Origin of the sequence: Bacillus sp. AFS098217 (genome assembly GCF_002551815.1) — a bacterium.
In the GTDB taxonomy this organism is placed as follows: Bacteria; Bacillota; Bacilli; order Bacillales; family Bacillaceae_G; genus Bacillus_A.
Genome location: NZ_NVPR01000004.1, coordinates 1 through 18952, shown reverse-complemented (window position 1 = coordinate 18952; position 18952 = coordinate 1). Strand labels below are relative to the sequence as shown.

Below are 18952 nucleotides of genomic sequence, written 5' to 3'. Positions count from 1 at the left end.
AAAGTTTCACTTTGAATTATGTTGCTGAAGAATTTCAATGGCATGCTTTAATTGCTCAACTTTTTTCTCAAATCGTTTATATCTAATAGAATTACAGCTAAGCTGACTTATTCTCTCTTCATACTCATGCTTTTCAATTGTTAGTGTTTCGATTGCGTATGATAAATCTCTCAAATCCTTCCCCTCCGTTCGAAGTACTTTCTGTTAAAAGGATTATTTTTTTAAAATTATCCTTGATATTTTTGGGATAGCTCAGCCATTGTCATATTTCCGTCTTTTCAGAAACTTAGAAACGTTTTAAAATATTGATAAAGATAACAATTTACATTGGAGGCAAAATCTGTGACTTTATACAATGCACTATTAAAAGATTCTCGTAAAAAAGTAAACTTAGAAACTTACACAACAAAGTACAAAGGTGAACCTATTATTTGCCCAATCTGTGGGGCTGATATACGTGTTGATGCGGAACAATCCCTTATTAAAAGCGCATATTTTATACATCCAAAAAAATCAATTTGTCCATCAATGAAGAAAACACGTGTTAATTACTCTGATTCTTTAGGCTCTCAAATTGACAATGAAAACGGAAAAGATATTATACAATTTGTAAAAAATCATACTTTTGATATTTATAGTAAATGTGCCGCTTTAGCAGATGGGTTAACAGTTTCTGAATTTAGGGATTTAATTAAAGTTGCTAATGAAAAAGATTTTTGGTACCAGAAAGGATTAACGCCATTGTATGTGCCCTATGTTCTTTTAACATTTAAGGATAAATTTATAGAATCTGAAGGAGGTAAAACACGAAATGATGATTTTTATTTTGTCTTAGAACCTTCAGTTCAAACAATAGATCAACTATGGGGTAGACCAACAAAAATAAAACAAAAGATTTGGAAAGTATATGCATCTGAAAAAAATGATTTACAGGAATACATAATTCAAGAAGGCTTAATCCCACCTGGCTGGTTTTCCAACACTCAATCTTATATTGATAAATTATTAAAAAGCTAACCAATATAAAACGTTATCTACTGATACAGGAGTTTATAACGTTTTGTGCTATAGTTCCTTCTATGTACTATTTCATATAATTAATAATAAGTTGTTAGCTCTAACTTATATGAATAACTATTTTTAGTAATATACATACTATTTTTGAGTCGACTTCCCACGGCTTCACGCTTTCAAATCGGAGCTCGCTCCTCCGTGTAGTTTAAAAACATGGCGGGTAACTTAGTCAATTACCTGCCGTTTTTACGTATAATCGTAAAAATCCTTGTCCATACTGCTTAGAGAAAACATCTTAAGCCGTTTGATGCAAACTCCAGCACAGGCTATTTGTACAGCCGTTCCGATAAAAGGAGCGGTCTTATTTATCTCCGCATTACTTTTTATATAAAATTCAAATTTGGTCTTACTTTGGTTTAGCACCGCACACTATTGCAGCGCGCGGTAGAAAATTTCTAACGATATATAATGCTTCATGCTTGTCTTTTGCATTAATATCTACATCTAACTTGCCAATCATCGGAGGAATTTCATAAGTAACCACAAATGGATACATATTAATAACCGCTCGCCTGACGAATAAAATTCTCTTTATTCTTTTCTTTATAAGCACGTACAATGTCTTTGTATGTAAAATCATATAAATAGCAAATTCGGAAGAAAACACCGAACATAATTCGTAATTCTGCTACTGGGAATATACGATACGCCACCCATTTCTTTTTTGCTTTTAATACTGTTGTACTCCACATTTCAAATAACCGGTTAACGCTGTATATATGTCTGCTGTGTATCTTCGCATAATTAAAACAGCCGATAAAATTATGATTACTTCTTGTAGAAGTATTAATGTCTAATACAATACTTAAAAGAAAATGTAATCCGTCTATTAATTCCTCTAAAAGTTTATCTGTATCTGGTTCTTTAAACCTCTTGCTCCAAAATTTGAATGACATAGTTTCATTCCATGCTTCATTTACTTCTACATGTAAAGAATAGAATTTCAATTCAATGCGATCCTCATCACGGTAATCAATCCTTTTATCTAATTCCTTTTGCATGGCAAATAATTCACGTAAATTAAATTTTGTTTCCAACTCTTTATCAGTAATTCTATGTAATTTCATCATTTCTTTTCTCCTCTCCTCTAATAATCTTTGAAGTTCTTGGGTAGACAACTCATATAATTGTCTACCATCCTTCATTTTGTAGATTTTAAACTTGCAAATTAGTTCTTCTATAATGATTTGTTGCTTATCCATTAATCCTCCGTTTTGTTATTTTTATCCTTGTAATACAATTTATTTACCGTCCGAAAAACAATCATAATCGATAATGTACCGAATATTAAAAATATAAACTTTATCATTTATCCCGCCATATCTTCCTTGAAAAATAATGGTTCTAAATTTTCTGCAGCTACTTCATACGTTTGATTAGAATTAATAATTCCTACTGTTACAATATTTCCGGTTTGATGCATAACTGTTAGTGCATACACATCATCAGATACCCAATCTCCTGTTTTAAATTGCCCTGGAATTCTTCCTTTACGTCTGAAGACTTCACGCCAACCTTCATCATCAATTTCTACTGCAGTAGCAAAACGACACTTTTCAATGTGATTGCATCCCCAATCCCCTTTAATAGATCCTTTACTTTGCCAATGCCCCCATAACTCTACCTTATTGTTAATCGTATCTTTAATTACTTTTTCAACTTGTGTAATTTGCGGGCCATCTTCCATTTCGCATACAATCCATTGACCAGGTGTTACTTTTTTATTGCCAATTTGTAAATTCATTTGCTCTCTCTCCTTAATCTAGTTCTTCGATTTCTTTTAACGATCTATTAGAAACTTCAATACCACGAATTCGAAAATTATAATCTTTACGGAAACGTTCACGAATTGTAAGTGCTGCTTCTTCTTTTGTTTCCGCTTCACAGAATTCCAATCTAAAACCATTACTTGTAACAATGTCCACCATATAGGTATCGATTTGTTCATAAACAACAGCATCTTCCATTGTTAATTGTTCAAGCATTCTCTTGCCCTTCTTTTACTAATGTAATAGTCATTTGTCTATCTAAAACACTTCCTATTACAGCATTCATCCAAAGGTTTGGGTTGATCTTCCTTTTTAAAAATTTAATTATGATAATCAATTCACCAGTAGATAGTGACACAAATTCTCCTAAACGCTCCTGGTTAAACTTGCCGCCACGCTTCTCTATGTTTAATGACACATTGTTATTTGTCACAAATCGCTCTGCGGTGATTAAATCGAATTCACGCACTTTTTTTATGCCAAATTGTTTTGTTAATTCTCTTAGCACATCATGAATTACATGTACACTTAAAACTTTTAATCTCTTCTCAGCTTGTCTGCTACACTTCTTACAAAGTGTTTTTTCGCATCCTTCAATGTACATGATTCTTTCATCAGAAGGTGGTATACTATCACCGCAAATATCACACCAATTTCCTACATCAAAGATATCTAGCATGTAAACATCTCCTATGATTTATATTTTTGTAATACAGCTTGTAATCTCTTACGCTCTTCATCTATCAAATTAGCACTTTTTTGCTTTTGTTCAGTTTCCGTTTCAGATTGCTGTTGCCTTAACCAATCTGGTACCACTTCTTTTCTAGTTCCGTAATTTGTACCAGATCGCTTTTTATTCTTACTAAGTTCAAACTGTGCATCCAATACAGCAATATCATTCAGTGTTTTTACTTTTCTCTTTTTCCAGTTATCCAAAATGCCACGAACATATCTCCACTTTGGCACATTTTCATCAATAGCCTTGTTAGCTGCATGTATGATCAGTTCACTGCCTAATGTGTCACAAAACCCACCTAATTCCGTAATTGCAATTTCACTTAATGCAATGCCATTTTTCAGCAAGAAGTTGTAACTTATTTTAAATTCTTCATCAATCAATTTTTGTGATGAATTATTATTATCATGATGATGATTAGTATTTTGTATATCAGTATTTAGTTCTTCAGTACTTTGTATATTAGTATTTAGTAGCAGTGGATTTTCCACCGGAGGAATTTCCACTGGTGGTTTTTCCATCTGTGGATTCTCCATTGGTGGTTTTTCCGCCAATGGCTCATTCTGTGGAATTTCATGTATTACAGTTTCCCATCTTACAATTCTGTTTTGTTCATCCCTTATTGGGAACCGTTTTAGGTATCCATACTCTTTTAGTTCTTTCATCCCAGCTTTCAAACTATCAATACCATCTTTAGCATGACTTGATAGTTCTTCTCTATAAAATACCCAATCATCTGGAAGAGTAAGAATATATGCCAAAATACCTTTTGCCTTCCATGAAAGTCTTTCATCTTTTAAACCGGTATTATTTATGACAGAATAATTATTATCCTTTTTAACTCGAAAAATCCCCATAATACCTACCTCTCAAGTTCTCAAATCCACGAACCAATGTTATACTTATCGAGAAATATTTTTGTTTTAGGACCCGTTGCAGCGGGTTCTTTTTTATGCATTCTTTCTAATCCTCTCTACAACTTCTTTTCTGCCACCCACTTCTTCTAAACGATTGGCTACATCCAAAACATTTTTTCTTTCTTTAGAACAATCGCTTTTTATCTTTTTAAAGTACATAGCTGACAATTCTTTTGATATTTCTAAATCTCTTCTTATTTGTTTTTGATACAAATCATGAAGCTCAAAGTAAGCACTTTTATCGCCATTTCTATTTGCTTGCTCCATTTGCTTATATAACAATTGTTGGTTTTGCACACATTCTCTACGCTCGCTTTCTAATTTCATTGCTGCTTTTAAATGTTTCGGCAGAACCCTTTGTTCTATCCCCATTCTTTTCTCCCTCTCTTTCTAGACGATCACTCTCATCAAACTTTTGTTCAATGAAAGTTCCGCCTTTATACAATCCGTACATAAGTACAGCAAACCCTAAACCGAAGATACAAACATTCGTTGTACTTTCTACTGTCGTGATATCCATTAGGCTAAAATAAACACCTTTTTAGATTCGATTTCTTTTGCTAATGCTTTTGTTAAGTAATCTTTAATGTTGTTCATTGCTTCCAACTTCCAAGCGCCGCCATCAGCTTCAAATAAGCCGCTACGTGCCCCATCTCGCATTCTGAAAACGAATTTACTTTCTGGTTGTTTTACTTCAACAAATGTTCTATATGGCATTAATTCCACTGGATTGGGTACTTTTACAAGCGCTCTGTTTGCAACCCCGTTTTTTGCTGTTACACCTTGCGATACACCATCGTCACTGATTTCTTTTACCGCTTCTTCGACTACAGTACCTACAACTTTTAAAATAATGTCGCGATCTTTATTTGGAACAAATCCTGATTGTAAAGCAATATTAAATTCTTCTCTGTCATAGAAATTGCCAAAACTAAAACGTGGAATAGATGCCTCCGCTCTAACAAATGTACTTCTGTTTTGATCTCCATTAACTTCTGTAAAACAACTTACAGTTTTAGGATTTTCAATATGAATCATTAAAGGTTGGACCGTATCAAACTCTGATTTCACATAATCTACTAAACCCGATAGGCTACGCACTACAATTTCTGCAGGTGTTGGTTCTTTTACAAGGTATAAAGGCTGCGTTGAGAATGTTTGCGAACCAATTTCATGCGTTTCTACTGTCCCAATTTCTAATACTTTTTCAATTGCATCTTTTGTCATTGTCATTTTTCATATCCTCTTTTCTTTAGTTTGTTTTTCTTTGTAAATCCACAACAACCATTTGTTTCTCCGGTTCCTCTTGTACTGGTTCTACTGGCTCTATTGTTTCAACTTCTTCTACTGCTTTACCAGTATCTGTTTTAACCTCACCCTCTAAATCCATATAGAACTGCCCTTTAACTCCTGATGCTAACTCATGTCCTACTAAATTACCGTTCTGGTCCATATCTAATAGAATCTTAGACTCTACCGCTTCTGTTGGTGCTAATTTTGAAGTTGCTTGCACCTGACAATTCCATACTTCACGCTTTTGATCACCTGCAAATGAAAGTGTTAAAACAATTTTTCTCGCCTTTTTAGGATCAGTATTTAAATCATGCATATTTTCCATTACACGTTCGAATTCTTGATGGAATCTTTCAGCAAGCGCTCCATCAGCAAATGTATTTAAATCAATCATGTTTGTTTCCTCCTAAACCTTTCTAGTTACTAAAATTCAACATCCACTTGAATTTCAATATTCATAGGAATTTCTTGTGTTACGCGAATTGCATTTGGACTTATTCCTTTTTTAATCATCTTTTTAACTTGTTCTTTCGCATCATCTTTTGACTTGAATTCACTGATAGTTGGTAAACCTACTAAATTGCTAGTAATAACTAAAATCTTTTGTTGCATGTTGCTTCCTCCTACTGGACTTCTGCCATGTTTATTTGTGCATTTGTAGCTGTAATTTCCTCATCTAAAACCGTTGGAATTGAATATTCTTCATTAATGATTTGAATAGCTCTATCTAAATGGTGACGTTTAATAGCTTTATAACTATTCACACCAAATTCACGATGTAATTGACTATAAATATCGCTATACAGTTTTCTTCTAAGACTGATATCTTGATAAGCGTTACAATTTTTCCCACCTAATAATAGAACTCCCAACCTTCTTACAGCTTTTGCTATCTCATCACATTCAATGGCAAATAACGGCGCATTATCTCTTAAATCTTTTACATCTTCTCTAATATCTTGCATTTCCTGTTTCTGTTCTTCTAAAGCTTCGAATGTAAGTCTCAAAATACCAATTGGATCTGTAGGAAGCTGTTGTTGCTGTCTCATATTGAAATAACCATCTACAAATTGATCGTATAATTCCCATGCTGTATCGTCTTCAAGGATTTTTAATAGTTTTGCGTATCCACGTTCGGAAAGGATGTAAATATTTTTTGCGTTTCCAATTTGAGACTGCATAAGAATTCCTTGTATTTTCAAACTTTCTAAAACGTATCCGTTAAACGGAGGTGTTTTTAAATCAATAATGTCGATACCATCTTGAAATCTTTTTCGATTATCATTAATTCGCTCGTTAATTTTCCAAGTTTCTCGGTTATGAATCTCAGCAATTTCCTTAACTAGCATTGCTTTTTTTCCTTCACCAAATCCGCCCTCGATTCCAGTGAATTCATAACCAGCAACGTTTTGTTTTCCTAAAATATGTAGTTCGTTTACTACAGTTAATTGATCTGTCATTCTCACGCCTCCTTACCTTCTTCTAATGTTTTTTCGATAAATAACGACTTCATTTTTCGACATTTGAAAGCCAAAAAAATAAGGCCCTTATTTATCCTTCAATAGCTTGGCTGTTCCTGTATCCACATAAGTAAAAAATTTTCTGCTTCTACAGCCGGAAAATACCACTTTCCACCAATTTTGTACTTTGCAAAACGTTCATCATAGAAGAATTTCTCCTTTATGGTGTTTTCACTCATACTCGTTTGTTTACACAACTCTTTCATATCCCATAAAGTTTTTCTTCGTTCGATTTGATCTAATCGTTTTTTTAATTCTTCTAAAAAACGCTGTTCAATTATTCCGTTATCTAGTTGGATATTAAGCATGATGTCACCCTCTTTCTTAAATTTACACTCTAAAAAAGTAAGGATTACTCCTCGTGTTTCTCAATCGATATACCTTTAAACGGTAGTGTCCATTAAAAAAAAATCATCATCGTACTTACCATCATTTATAATGGGTAATCGAATGTAATCAGACGGAATTTTGTATAAAATAGAAGCTTTTTGTAAAACATGACCAGGAATAGCAGTAACGCCTTGTTCATAATTTCGAAGGGTTTTTTCTGATACTTCAAGCATATTTGCTGCTATTTCTTGTTTTAATCCAGCGTTTACTCTAGCAGCTTTTAACGTTATCTGAAACATCGCTTTATCTCCTTTCGTTAATTTCTACACCTAATATACTACCTTTAAACGGTATAGTCAATACATAAAAGTACAAAAAATACTTTTAAACGGTATTTTAAACCTTTACACAACTACCGAAAAACGGTAAAATGATAATAGAAAGTGAGGTGAAATCCAAATGGATGCACAGAAAATGAAAGAAATTTTTGCGAGTAACTTAAAAAAATATTTAGATCGTAATGGAATCAATCAAACTTATCTAGCTAATGACATAAATGTACCTGAAACAACTGTATCAAACTGGATTAAAGCTAATACTTATCCAAGACCAGATAAACTACAAATGCTAGCTGATTATTTTAGGATTAATCGATCTGACTTAACTGAAGAGAAGCCTTCTAATCTATACGATGCTTCGATTCATCCAGTAAAGATACCGATATTAGGAAAAATAGCATGTGGCTTACCTATATGTGCCGAAGAAAATTTTGAAGGATTCCGTTATGAAATGTCCGATATTTTACCACAAGGGGAATTATATTATTTGGAAGCCAAAGGTAATTCAATGGAACCAACTATTCCTAATGGATCTTTTGTGTTAATTCGAAAACAAACCGATGTGGAAAATGGAGAAATAGCAGCTGTTCTGATTAACGGTGATACTGAAGCAACTTTAAAAAGGGTTAAAAAGCAAGGTGACGTTGTAATCTTAATGCCTGACAATTCTTCATATGAACCGATAGTTCTTACATCAAATGTACCAGCCCGAATAATTGGGAAAGCAATTCGCTTTACAAGAGATCTATAAATTTCTAGCGCTAGTAATTTAACATCGAAGAGTAGACGACGGTCTACTCTTTTTAAACAAAAGAAGAAAGGAGTTTTTAGTATGGCAACCTTCCATAAGTATAAAAAGAAAGGATCCAATAAAGACTTTTGGGAATACCGCATCTATTATCAGGATCCAATCACACGAAGAACTAGAGAAAAGTCAAAAAAGGGATTTACAAATAAAGCCGAAGCAAAATTAGCAGCCGAAGCAGTAGAAAAGCAACTACGTGAAGGCTATCATCCAACTGATGAATCTTTGAAGTCATATCTTGAAACATGGTTAAATGAATATAAAAAAGGAACTGTGGCAAAGAATACATTTTCACTACACCAAAATAGTGTTAAAAACCACATCATTCCTTATTTTAAAAACATCCTTTTAAAAGATGTTAAACCTGTTCTATACCAAAAATTTATTAATTATTTAACTGAAAAAGGATACAGTAGACGGACTGTTGAAATTGTTCATGGAACTATGTATAACGCTATGGAGAAGGCAATAATTTTAGAAAAAGTTACAAAGAATCCTTGTATTGGAGTAGAAATAAAAATTAAAAAAAGGGATCCAGAAATACAGTTTATAGAATCAGAACGCATTTCTGATTTTTTACGAGAAGCCTATAAATATGATTATATTTACTGGATATTCTATAAAACATTAATTGAGACTGGAATGCGTAAAGGAGAAGCTGCTGCATTACAATGGACTGATGTGAACTTAAAAGAAAAAACTATCAATATTAATAAGTCGTTAGATTTCCGTGAAGCAACTAAGAATCCAAATATGATGTTTGGGGCCACAAAAAATTATAATTCAAAACGAATTATTACAATTAGTCAAGGTCTTGCAAATGACTTACATTTTCATCAAAAATACCAAAACCAAAATAAGCTAGCTTTAAATGACAATTATCACTTTGATCTAAATTTAGTTCTCTGCAGAAATGATGGTAACTATATGCCAAAGTCGAGCCTTTTTAATTCATTCTCTAGAATTTTAAAGAAAGCAAATCTGCCACCTTTGCCAATTCATTCATTAAGACATACACACGCAGTACTTCAACTTGAAGCTGGTGTCAGCATGAAATATTTACAAGAACGTCTTGGACATGGTAGTATGCAAATTACATCTGATGTTTATTCACACATCAGTAAAAAATTAGATAAAGAAGCAATGGATAAATTCGAGGAGCACATGAGAAATGTCCTTGAATAATTTTTTAAAATAAACCCGGGCAGTTATCGGGCAGTTGATAAAATAAACAACCGTCCAATAAGATTGCCCGAAAGAAAAAAGACCCCGATACCAGTAGTATCAAGGCATCGAACTCTTAGTAAAGAGACATATATTGATCGCGTTCCCATTGGTGAACTTGCGTTCTGAACATATCCCACTCAATTTCTTTAGCTTCGATGAAATGCTCAAGTAAATGCTCACCTAATGCACCGCATATAATTTCGTTAGATTGTAATGTAACTAATGCTTGCGCTAATGTTGCTGGTAAATCAACGATACCTGCTTCTTCACGCTCTTCTTTTGTCATAACATAGATGTTACGATCTACTGCAGCTGGCGGAGTTAATTTATTTTTAATTCCGTCAAGACCTGCAGCTAATAATGTTGCCATTACTAAATATGGGTTTGCAGCTGGGTCAACACTACGTACTTCTACACGTGTACTTACACCACGAGATGCTGGAATACGTACTAATGGACTACGGTTTTGTGCAGACCATGCTACGTAACATGGTGCCTCATAACCAGGTACTAAACGTTTGTAAGAGTTTACAGTTGGGTTTGCTACCGCTGTAAATGCTGGTGCGTGTTTTAAAATACCTGCGATGAAATGACGCGCATCATCACTTAACTGTAAATCACCGTTTTGATCATAGAATACGTTTTCTCCATTTTTGAATAGTGATAAGTTACAGTGCATACCTGAACCGTTCACTCCAAATAATGGTTTTGGCATAAATGTTGCGTGTAAACCGTGTTTACGAGCGATTGTTTTTACAACAAGTTTGAATGTTTGAATGTCATCACATGAACGAATTGCGTTTGCATATTTAAAGTCAATTTCGTGTTGACCTGGTGCAACCTCATGGTGAGACGCTTCAATTTCAAAGCCCATTTCTTCAAGTTCAAGAACGATATCACGACGACAGTTTTCTCCTAGATCCATTGGCGCAAGGTCGAAGTATCCGCCGTTATCATTTAGCTCTAATGTTGGATTTCCTTTTTCATCAACTTTGAATAGGAAGAACTCTGGTTCTGGTCCAAGGTTGAATTCAGTAAATCCTAGTGCTTCCATTTCTTTCAACATACGTTTTAAGTTGTTACGTGGATCACCTTCAAATGGAGTACCATCAGCGTTGTAGATATCGCAAATCAGGCGAGCTACTTTACCTTTTTCAGCAGTCCAAGGGAATATTACCCAAGTGTCTAAATCCGGATATAAGTACATATCAGACTCTTCAATACGTACGAATCCCTCAATAGAAGATCCATCAAACATCATTTTGTTATCTAGTGCTTTCGTTAACTGACTAACTGGAATCTCTACGTTTTTAATACTTCCTAAAAGATCCGTAAATTGTAAACGGATATACTTTACATTCTCTTCTTTCGCTAAACGGAAAATATCTTCTCTAGTGTACTTAACCATTATAAATTCCTCCTTAGTCCCTCTAAACACCTTCAGAATCAGTAATCTTTAGTGAAAAAACCTTGAAATATCACCTTGTCGTAATGATGTTCGATTAAATCTGCCTGTATGCTGCAGTTCATCACGAAGAATTTTACGAAGCTCGGCCTTTGAAATTTCTTTCGTTTCCTCTTTTACTTTCACTGCTTCTGTTTGATTTTCTTTCATTTGTAAAACTTGTTTAATACCAGCCATATTTAAGCCTTGATCTAACAAATCTTTAATTTCTAACAACTTATCTACATCGTTAAATGAAAACAATCTACGATTTCCCTTTGTACGAGTTGGGAAAATTAAATTGTGCTCTTCATAGTAGCGAATTTGACGAGCAGATAATTGTGTTAAATCCATTACAATACCAATAGGAAACAGCGGGGCAGAACGTCTATCTTCTTTCATTGTTTCAGTTCCTCCTTCGCCTTAACTGCTTCTCATTCTATACCATGTTATGTTTAGTGTCAATAGATGTTAGCTTTTCTTACATCGTTTTTTATAAATTTTTTATTCTTTTTTAGAAATGTCACAAATACCTGCTTCTATGCAAAAAAGCTGTCGAGATCGACAGCTTTTTCCTTACGAAATTGTTAATAGATTTTTTTCAATCAACGCATCAATTGCAGAGCAAATCGCAATCTTCACGTGAGAATAAGTTAATCCACCTTGTACATAAGCAACATAAGGCGCACGAATCGGACCGTCTGCTGATAATTCAATGCTTGCACCTTGAATAAACGTACCTGCAGCCATAATAACATCATCTTCATAACCTGGCATATAGTTCGGGTACGGTGTAAAGTGTGAATTGATTGGAGATGCGTATTGAATCGCCTGACAAAATGCAACCATACGCTCTTTATCATCAAATTGAACAGACTGAATCAAATCCGTTCTTACAGCATTCCAAGTTGGTGATGTATTCATTCCTAGCTTTTCTAAAAATGCCGCTGTAAAAATCGCTCCTTTTAGCGCTTGTCCTGCTACATGAGGCGCTAAGAAGAAACCTTGATACATTTCCTGCAAACTATATAAAGAAGCACCTGCTTCCGCTCCAATCCCCGGAGACGTTAAACGATACGCACAAGCTTCTACATATTGCTCTTTCCCAACAATGTAACCACCTGTTTTTACAATTCCGCCACCTGGGTTTTTAATAAGAGATCCCGCCATTAAGTCCGCACCAACATGACATGGCTCTAACTCCTCCACGAACTCTCCATAACAGTTGTCTACAAACACAATAACATCTGGCTTGATTTTCTTTACAAATGAAATCATCTCTTTAATTTCCGCAACAGTAAATGAAGGACGATTCGCATAGCCTTTTGAACGCTGAATTCCAATCATTTTTGTCTTATCATGGATGGCAGCTTGTACAGCTTTAAAATCAACACGTCCTTCATCTGTTAACGGAACCGCATTGTAACCAATATTATATTCTTTGAAAGAACCAACACCCTTACCACGTACGCCAACAATTTCTTCTAACGTATCATATGGTTTCCCTGTTATATATAATAACTCGTCATTCGGACGCAATATACCAAATAAAGCTGTTGAAATTGCATGTGTACCTGAAATAATTTGCGGACGAACAAGACCTGCCTCCGCTCCAAATACATCAGCATACACTTTTTCTAACGTGTCACGGCCGATGTCATCATAACCATACCCCGTTGTTGGGATAAAGTGCGAATCACTAATTTTATGTTTACGAAAACTTTCTAATACGCGAAATTGATTACTCTCAATCACTTCATCTACACGTTTATGTATATCTACAATTTGACTTTCCACTTCTTTTACAATCGGAGCGATTCTTGCTCCATTTTCCAAACGATCAAACATTGTTATTCTCTTCTCCTTTTTCCACTAAAAATCTCTTTAATTGTCCATTCAGCGGGGAATGAGCAAATATATACCCTGTACACTCATACACAAATTCATCTTCTTTGAATTCCATCCCGGTTAATACCGTTTCTGTTTTTACAAGCGTTAATAATCTACCTTCACTTGGAGGAATCATAGCCTTATACGGTTCCATCGTTTCCATCATCTTCGTTTCTACTGATCCTTTTAACCTTAATAAATCTACTTCCTCGAAAGCACTGGTCATAAGAAAATCACTTTTTGGAAACGGAATAAAATTCTGATGTAATTTATCCTTTTTGTTGTAAACTGTAATAATTGGAATATGATCAATTTCAAGATCTTGTAATAATTGTTTTACCGTCTGCTCATGCCCTGCATAGTTTGGATCTGCCGAATCAACAACATGTAAAATCACATCCGCTTCTCCGGCTTCTTCCAATGTAGAGCGAAACGCCGCAACCAATGACGTAGGTAAATCTTGAATAAACCCTACCGTATCAGTTAATAGTACGGTGTAACCACAAGGCAATTGCATTTTTCTCGTTGTTGGATCTAGCGTTGCAAACAGTAAATTTTCTTCAAACGTATCAGCTTCTGTTAACCTGTTAAACAGCGTCGATTTTCCAGCATTTGTATAACCTATTAATGCCACTTGAAATACTTGATTATTTTTTCGGCGCTCACGATATCTTTTCCGGTGTTCCACAACAACCGCGAGTTGTTTCTTAATTTCATCAATACGCGAACGAATATGACGACGATCTGTTTCTAGCTTCGTTTCACCTGGGCCTCGCGTACCAATTCCACCCCCGAGACGCGATAAGGCTACTCCTTGTCCCATAAGGCGTGGCATCATATATTGCAACTGAGCGAGCTCCACTTGAAGCTTCCCTTCTCTTGATTTCGCACGCTGAGCAAAAATATCCAATATCAGTTGCGTTCGATCAATTACTCTTGCATCTAATACAGAAGATAAATTACGAATTTGACTTGATGTTAACTCATTATTAAATATAATAACAGCCGGTTCTAATTCTTCAGTCAGTGCAGCAAGTTCCTCTAATTTCCCTTTTCCTATATAAGTAGCAGGATGAAATTTCGGACGTTTTTGCGTTGTAGATACCAAAACTTCTGCACGCGCCGTCTTTGCGAGTGACGTAAGCTCTGTCATAGAATGCATAAACCGCTCATCATCATCTTGCGGCAATTGACAGCCAACTAATATGACTTTTTCTTTTTCTTCCATCAAATATGCTCACTCATCCTTTTCGAAAATTAAACCTTCTAATATAATAGCAGAGGAAGCACATTTCATCTAGTTAGCGGGGGAGAAAATTCATGGCATGGGAGATTTTTAGCATCATCGGTACAATCGCCTTCGCACTAAGCGGAGCGATTGTCGCAATGGAAGAAGATTACGATATTTTTGGAGTATATATTTTAGGAATGGCAACTGCATTTGGAGGAGGTGCTCTTCGTAATTTATTAATCGGTTATCCAATCAACGCTTTTTGGCAACAAGACATGTTATTTCAAATTGCACTCTTATCAATGACAATTATCTTTCTATTTCCAAATAAATTAATCACACATTGGAAACGATGGGAGAACATTACGGATGCCATTGGCTTATCGGCATTCGCTGTACAAGGAGCACTTTACGCACAAAAGCTCAACTTACCTATTAGCGCTACAATTGTCGCAGCTGTTTTAACAGGAATTGGCGGCGGAATCATTCGTGATTTATTAGCACGCCGCCAACCTCTCGTCCTTCGTGCAGAAGTATATGCATTTTGGACGATTCTAGCAGGATTTTTAATCGGCGCCAAGATTATTGTCAGTGACTGGGCTCTATACACCTTATTTATTTTGATTGTTTGCCTACGCATGATTTCCATTCATTACAAATGGCATTTACCGCACAGACGCTTAGAAAATAAAGAGCGTTCCTTACATAAATAGTAATTCCACCTCTTTACATGACGTAAAGAGGTTTTTCTTTTCCAACGTTTTTTTCTGTTCAGAGTGTCCATACTAAACTTTAAAGTGAGGTGAATATAATGACAAACCACGTAAACAAAGGGGCCCAAAAAAGTTCTGTCAATCAATTTGGCCATGATCCTAATTCTGCACACGAAAAAAGCGAGAAAATGGAGCGATATCATAAAGCATATCAACAAAAAGCAAAAGAACAATAGAGGTGATATTAGATGGCAAAAGGAAATAACAACCGTAATCGCGGACAAAGTAGTAGTGTAAATCCACAAGGACTTGCTTCAGACGTAGCCGATCAAAGTCCAAAAACCAAATTAGAACAACGAGCAAAAACAAAAAACACGAAATAGAATGCAAAACCTTATATCGCATTTCCTTCTATATAAAACAAACGCACAGTTTATGAACTGTGCGTATCTTCTTCAAGCGTTAAATCACTACTAGATATCCCAATCAAATCATACTTATCATACACATCCTCTTGCAATAAACGCATGGCCTGTGTACGAATGGATTTCTCGACAATATTCCGTACATAGCGCCCATTACTAAATGATGTAATTTGGGATGAATATTTTACCGCATGTAAATGATCACGAAATTTCCACTCCGCCTCTTTTGATAATTGATATTCTCGTTCATCATACATTCTTTTTCCAATCTCCAATAACTGATTCACCGTATAATCCGCAAACTCAATAATAAACGGAAAACGCGATTGTAAGCCTGGATTTAATGAAAGAAAATGATTCATCTCACTTGAATATCCAGCTAAAATTAAAACAAATCCATGTTGCTTATCTTCCATGTGCTTTACAAGTGTATCAATCGCTTCTTTCCCAAAGTCCTTTTCACCGCCACGCGCTAATGAATACGCCTCATCAATAAACAATATACCTCCCATAGCTTTCTTTATCAGATCCCGCGTCTTTTGTGCTGTATGCCCAATATATTCTCCCACAAGATCTGCACGTTCCGCTTCGACTAAATGCCCTTTCGATAAAATATTCATCTCAAATAATAATTTCCCAATCATCCTTGCAACAGTCGTTTTTCCTGTTCCCGGATTGCCTTTAAACAACATATGAAGCACTTGCTTCTCCGATTTCAAACCGACTTCTTGTCGTTTTTTATTCACATAAATCCAAGCATAGATTTCTTTTATTATTTTTTTTATATCATCCATTCCAACCAGTTTCCCCATCTCTTCTTCAATCCTCTGCAACATCTCATGTTTCGTAGCTGTTTCATTTGAAATAACCGCTTTATTTTCTGAAGCAGGTACTGAAATTTTTTTTCGGTGATTTAGCACAATATTAATTTGATTATTATTTTTCTTTCGCATTGACTGTTCCATACAATCACCTCTTTTTATCGACTAATCAAAATATTATTATTAATATTTCCATTCCCCTTATAAATGACTATTTTCAGAAAAGTTTGCTATAATATAAGAAATAATTAGGGTGGTGGGACTATGGAAACAACGGAGCTTCACGATACAGTACAAGCCTTTTCTACTTTTTTATTAAATAAAGGTAGGAAACCTTCAACCATTAAAAGATACGTTTATGACATTGAAGATTTCGGGCATTGGTTAGAAAAAAATAAAAAACTGCCCTCTAGTAATATATGGGCAACACTTTGTACAAAAGACTATGAAGATTATTTTTTCGACTTAAAAAAGAAACGACATTACTCTGAAAAAACAATGCACCGTGTATTTATCGTTTTAAATAGATTGTATCAATTTTTAAACCTACCAAATCCATTGAAGGATATGGAACTTGTCATCCAACCCGATCGAGCACTACGAAATGAAGATTTTATTTCACCAGAAGAAGAAAAACGCTTAAAACATATCCTTACTTCATTAGAAGGATTATCAGAGAAACAACGCCCTGTTCGTCCATTATTAATGGATCGTAACATCTCTATTGTGAACCTACTCATTGACTATGGTTTGTCCTTACAAGAGCTCGTATCATTAAATATGCATCATGTTCATTTTGAAGCAAATACACTTTCTATCCCATCAGTTTCCGGAATTCAAAGAACCATCATTTTGACCGAGGAAGATAAAAAGCAATTATATACTTATTACAAAAATATCCCTGAACCCGTTCGCCCAAAATATCATAGTGATGATCCACTTTTTGTTGCATTCGATTTTAACCGCGGCACCTATCGCTGGGTGTACGAAAACGACGCTCCAAAAGCACTAACAGAAATTGCAATCCAAAAAATGATTCGCCTTGAAGTAGCAAGAGCGAACTTACGTAAAGGTATTTCTGGCCAGCATTTCCGAAACACCTTTATTTTGCGACTGATTGAGCAACACACTCCAGAACAAGAAATCATTAACCGCATCGGTTTCAAATCAAAGATTTCATTAAAAAGATATTATCATTATGCAAAACAAAAAGAAAACGCCTCAAAATAGGCGTTTTCTTTTTGTTTATAAAAATGACTAGTCTCACCATTCACATTTATCTATAATTTGCATTTACTATGATGAATCGTGTTCACACTTCAATTAGAAAGGAGAAAAAGAATGCCTCACTTTGAAGATCATCAAAACAACATTCCAGAACCCTACTTCCAAAGTGGTTCTGGACGTATCCCAACTACTACATCTATCCCTATTTCGAAATCTCAAATAAAAATTTTTCGTACAATTATAGCTAATTTAACAGAAATTATCCCAAGAGTCTTTCAAGATCCGTCTCCAAGTAATATCGAAGATTTTATAAATACATTAATTACATTCAAAAAGCTTATCCGTTCTTTAGATACTACATCCTTACTTAAAGCAATGGGACTTTCCATTATTAATAATTTAATAACCATATTAGAAAGCCCATCATTTGTTGCAAGTGCTGTATTTATTGAATTCCAAAATTTAATCAACTTTTTATTATATATTACAAAACTCTTCCGATTAAATACTAGCACTTTCAAAAATATTGTTGAACAGATAGAAGAACTACAACTTATCTTCATTCAATTTGCACCGTGTGAAACAAAAGGGCCTACTGGTGCTACTGGACCTCGTGGTGCCACCGGTGCTACTGGACCTCGTGGTGCTACTGGCGCTACTGGTGCTACTGGACCTCGTGGTGCTACTGGCGCTACTGGCGCTACCGGACCTCGTGGTGCCACTGGCGCTACCGGTGCTACTGGACCTCGTGGTGCTACTGGTGCTACTGGTGCTGCCGGTGCCACTGGCGCTACCGGCGCTACTGGTGCTACTGGTGCCACTGGTGCTGCCGGTGCCACTGGTGCCACTGGTGCTGCCGGTGCTACTGGTGCCACTGGCGCTACCGGTGCTACTGGTGCTACTGGTGCCACTGGTGCTGCCGGTGCTACTGGTGCCACTGGCGCTACCGGCGCTACTGGTGCTACTGGTGCTGCCGGTGCCACTGGTGCCACTGGTGCTGCCGGTGCTACTGGTGCCACTGGCGCTACCGGCGCTACTGGTGCTACTGGTGCCACTGGTGCTGCCGGTGCTACTGGTGCTGCCGGTGCTACTGGTGCTACTGGTGCCACTGGCGCTACCGGCGCTACTGGTGCCACTGGTGCTGACGGGGCTACTGGTGCTACCGGTGCCACTGGTGCTGCCGGTGCTACTG

The 18952-nt window shown here is 35.8% G+C and carries 28 protein-coding genes; 8 read left to right on the top strand and 20 right to left on the bottom strand.

The window, feature by feature from the left end; genetic code table 11:
- Positions 1-6: 6 nt before the first annotated feature.
- Positions 7-174, bottom strand: coding sequence for a hypothetical protein (locus COO03_RS26775; RefSeq protein WP_154724637.1), 168 nt, complete (start codon positions 172-174; stop codon positions 7-9).
- A 168-nt stretch (positions 175-342) separates the two neighbouring features.
- On the opposite strand from COO03_RS26775, the gene COO03_RS01255 reads away from it, so the two are divergent.
- Positions 343-1017: a hypothetical protein gene (locus COO03_RS01255; protein WP_097894667.1), complete on the top strand. Its 675-nt coding sequence runs from the start codon at positions 343-345 to the stop codon at positions 1015-1017.
- Positions 1018-1420: 403 nt separating this feature from the next.
- Here the strand turns inward: COO03_RS01255 and COO03_RS26770 are convergent, their stop codons facing one another.
- The 14 genes from COO03_RS26770 to COO03_RS01190 all read right to left on the bottom strand — a co-directional run bounded on the left by COO03_RS26770 (position 1421) and on the right by COO03_RS01190 (position 7938).
- On the bottom strand, positions 1421-1570 hold the full coding sequence (locus tag COO03_RS26770; RefSeq protein WP_179862998.1) for a hypothetical protein: 150 nt from the start codon (positions 1568-1570) through the stop codon (positions 1421-1423).
- A 1-nt stretch (position 1571) separates the two neighbouring features.
- Positions 1572-2276 carry a dUTP diphosphatase gene (locus COO03_RS01250; RefSeq protein ID WP_097894666.1) on the bottom strand — a complete coding sequence of 235 codons (705 nt, stop codon included), beginning with the start codon at positions 2274-2276 and terminating at the stop codon, positions 1572-1574.
- A gap of 107 nt (positions 2277-2383) precedes the next feature.
- A complete protein-coding gene (locus COO03_RS01245; RefSeq protein ID WP_097894665.1) occupies positions 2384-2818 on the bottom strand; it encodes a hypothetical protein in 435 nt (144 codons plus the stop codon).
- Positions 2819-2831: 13 nt separating this feature from the next.
- On the bottom strand, positions 2832-3059 hold the full coding sequence (locus COO03_RS01240) for a hypothetical protein (protein WP_097894664.1): 228 nt from the start codon (positions 3057-3059) through the stop codon (positions 2832-2834).
- A complete protein-coding gene (locus COO03_RS01235; protein WP_097894663.1) occupies positions 3052-3522 on the bottom strand; it encodes a hypothetical protein in 471 nt (156 codons plus the stop codon). The genes COO03_RS01240 and COO03_RS01235 overlap by 8 nt, the downstream gene beginning before the upstream one ends.
- Positions 3523-3533: 11 nt before the next feature.
- Complete coding sequence (locus tag COO03_RS01230) at positions 3534-4436, bottom strand: DnaD domain-containing protein (RefSeq protein ID WP_097894662.1); 903 nt, start codon at positions 4434-4436, stop codon at positions 3534-3536.
- Between the two features lie 93 nt (positions 4437-4529).
- Positions 4530-4868, bottom strand: coding sequence for a hypothetical protein (locus tag COO03_RS01225; protein WP_097894661.1), 339 nt, complete (start codon positions 4866-4868; stop codon positions 4530-4532).
- Positions 4801-5016 carry a hypothetical protein gene (locus tag COO03_RS01220; RefSeq protein WP_097894660.1) on the bottom strand — a complete coding sequence of 72 codons (216 nt, stop codon included), beginning with the start codon at positions 5014-5016 and terminating at the stop codon, positions 4801-4803. Before COO03_RS01220 ends, COO03_RS01225 begins: the two co-directional genes overlap by 68 nt.
- The gene (locus tag COO03_RS01215; protein WP_097894659.1) at positions 5016-5729 is read right to left on the bottom strand and encodes a hypothetical protein; all 714 of its coding nucleotides are present in this window, start codon (positions 5727-5729) and stop codon (positions 5016-5018) included. Before COO03_RS01215 ends, COO03_RS01220 begins: the two co-directional genes overlap by 1 nt.
- Positions 5730-5748: 19 nt before the next feature.
- Positions 5749-6183, bottom strand: a complete 435-nt coding sequence (locus COO03_RS01210; protein WP_097894658.1) for a replication terminator protein — start codon at positions 6181-6183, stop codon at positions 5749-5751.
- Positions 6184-6212: 29 nt separating this feature from the next.
- Complete coding sequence (locus COO03_RS01205; RefSeq protein ID WP_097894657.1) at positions 6213-6401, bottom strand: hypothetical protein; 189 nt, start codon at positions 6399-6401, stop codon at positions 6213-6215.
- Positions 6402-6412: 11 nt separating this feature from the next.
- Positions 6413-7249, bottom strand: a complete 837-nt coding sequence (locus COO03_RS01200) for an ORF6C domain-containing protein (RefSeq protein ID WP_097894656.1) — start codon at positions 7247-7249, stop codon at positions 6413-6415.
- A 98-nt stretch (positions 7250-7347) separates the two neighbouring features.
- Positions 7348-7617: a hypothetical protein gene (locus COO03_RS01195; RefSeq protein ID WP_097894655.1), complete on the bottom strand. Its 270-nt coding sequence runs from the start codon at positions 7615-7617 to the stop codon at positions 7348-7350.
- A 75-nt stretch (positions 7618-7692) separates the two neighbouring features.
- Positions 7693-7938: a helix-turn-helix domain-containing protein gene (locus COO03_RS01190; RefSeq protein ID WP_097894654.1), complete on the bottom strand. Its 246-nt coding sequence runs from the start codon at positions 7936-7938 to the stop codon at positions 7693-7695.
- Positions 7939-8098: 160 nt separating this feature from the next.
- Between COO03_RS01190 and COO03_RS01185 the strand changes: the two genes are divergently transcribed.
- Together COO03_RS01185 and COO03_RS01180 are read left to right on the top strand one after the other, a co-directional pair.
- Positions 8099-8728 carry a LexA family protein gene (locus COO03_RS01185; protein WP_097894653.1) on the top strand — a complete coding sequence of 210 codons (630 nt, stop codon included), beginning with the start codon at positions 8099-8101 and terminating at the stop codon, positions 8726-8728.
- Between the two features lie 81 nt (positions 8729-8809).
- The gene (locus tag COO03_RS01180; protein ID WP_097894652.1) at positions 8810-9967 is read left to right on the top strand and encodes a tyrosine-type recombinase/integrase; all 1158 of its coding nucleotides are present in this window, start codon (positions 8810-8812) and stop codon (positions 9965-9967) included.
- Positions 9968-10082: 115 nt separating this feature from the next.
- Here the strand turns inward: COO03_RS01180 and glnA are convergent, their stop codons facing one another.
- From glnA to hflX, 4 genes are all read right to left on the bottom strand, one after another.
- Positions 10083-11417, bottom strand: coding sequence for a type I glutamate--ammonia ligase (gene glnA, locus COO03_RS01175; RefSeq protein WP_097894651.1), 1335 nt, complete (start codon positions 11415-11417; stop codon positions 10083-10085).
- Positions 11418-11465: 48 nt separating this feature from the next.
- A complete protein-coding gene (gene glnR, locus COO03_RS01170) occupies positions 11466-11855 on the bottom strand; it encodes a transcriptional repressor GlnR (protein ID WP_097894650.1) in 390 nt (129 codons plus the stop codon).
- Between the two features lie 174 nt (positions 11856-12029).
- Positions 12030-13301, bottom strand: a complete 1272-nt coding sequence (locus tag COO03_RS01165; protein ID WP_097894649.1) for a methionine gamma-lyase family protein — start codon at positions 13299-13301, stop codon at positions 12030-12032.
- Positions 13294-14571: a GTPase HflX gene (gene hflX, locus COO03_RS01160; RefSeq protein WP_141523265.1), complete on the bottom strand. Its 1278-nt coding sequence runs from the start codon at positions 14569-14571 to the stop codon at positions 13294-13296. Before hflX ends, COO03_RS01165 begins: the two co-directional genes overlap by 8 nt.
- Positions 14572-14663: 92 nt before the next feature.
- Between hflX and COO03_RS01155 the strand changes: the two genes are divergently transcribed.
- From COO03_RS01155 to COO03_RS27365, 3 genes are all read left to right on the top strand, one after another.
- On the top strand, positions 14664-15287 hold the full coding sequence (locus tag COO03_RS01155) for a trimeric intracellular cation channel family protein (RefSeq protein WP_097894647.1): 624 nt from the start codon (positions 14664-14666) through the stop codon (positions 15285-15287).
- A gap of 98 nt (positions 15288-15385) precedes the next feature.
- Positions 15386-15523 carry a hypothetical protein gene (locus COO03_RS26765; protein WP_170958169.1) on the top strand — a complete coding sequence of 46 codons (138 nt, stop codon included), beginning with the start codon at positions 15386-15388 and terminating at the stop codon, positions 15521-15523.
- Positions 15524-15535: 12 nt separating this feature from the next.
- Entirely contained in the window at positions 15536-15670 is a 135-nt protein-coding gene (locus tag COO03_RS27365; protein WP_255257320.1) for a hypothetical protein, read from the top strand.
- 50 nt (positions 15671-15720) lie between these two features.
- Here the strand turns inward: COO03_RS27365 and spoVK are convergent, their stop codons facing one another.
- On the bottom strand, positions 15721-16677 hold the full coding sequence (gene spoVK / locus COO03_RS01150; protein WP_097894646.1) for a stage V sporulation protein K: 957 nt from the start codon (positions 16675-16677) through the stop codon (positions 15721-15723).
- Between the two features lie 120 nt (positions 16678-16797).
- Here spoVK and COO03_RS01145 point away from each other — a divergent pair, with 120 nt between their 5' ends.
- Both COO03_RS01145 and COO03_RS01140 read left to right on the top strand, forming a co-directional pair.
- Positions 16798-17763, top strand: a complete 966-nt coding sequence (locus tag COO03_RS01145; protein ID WP_097894645.1) for a tyrosine-type recombinase/integrase — start codon at positions 16798-16800, stop codon at positions 17761-17763.
- A gap of 111 nt (positions 17764-17874) precedes the next feature.
- Positions 17875-18952 (top strand): collagen-like repeat preface domain-containing protein (locus COO03_RS01140; protein WP_142316223.1); only part of this gene is annotated, 1078 nt, incomplete at its 3' end.